This window comes from Pseudomonas sp. CFBP 13711 (genome assembly GCF_014842265.1).
GTDB lineage: Bacteria > Pseudomonadota > Gammaproteobacteria > Pseudomonadales > Pseudomonadaceae > Aquipseudomonas.
The window spans coordinates 1-274 of sequence record NZ_JACYVI010000048.1 but is presented as its reverse complement, the minus strand read 5'-3'; the positions used below and the strand labels follow the sequence as shown (position 1 = coordinate 274).

Below are 274 nucleotides of genomic sequence, written 5' to 3'. Positions count from 1 at the left end.
TTCAAACTGGCGTCATTTGCCCAGCTCTGGGTCAGGCTGGTTTTGGCCTGAACCAGCGAAGCCCTGCGCCGCAGAAGGCTTTGTAGCTTGCCGTAGACGGCGGGAGGTGGAGTCCAGGGGCGTAAATCTTCGCCTTCGTTTTTCAGATAACGGGCAAGAAGACGAGCATCGGAGGCGTCCGTTTTACTACGCACGCCAACACTTTTACGGTAATTACTCAGCTGATAGCCATCAATGATGTAAACGTCGAGACCCGCCTCATAAGCCAGCTCGA

At 54.4% G+C, this 274-nt stretch carries 1 protein-coding gene; it reads right to left on the bottom strand.

The features are described 5' to 3' along the window. Positions 1–274 (bottom strand): IS110 family transposase (locus IFT47_RS27335; protein ID WP_192175188.1); only part of this gene is annotated, 274 nt, incomplete at both ends.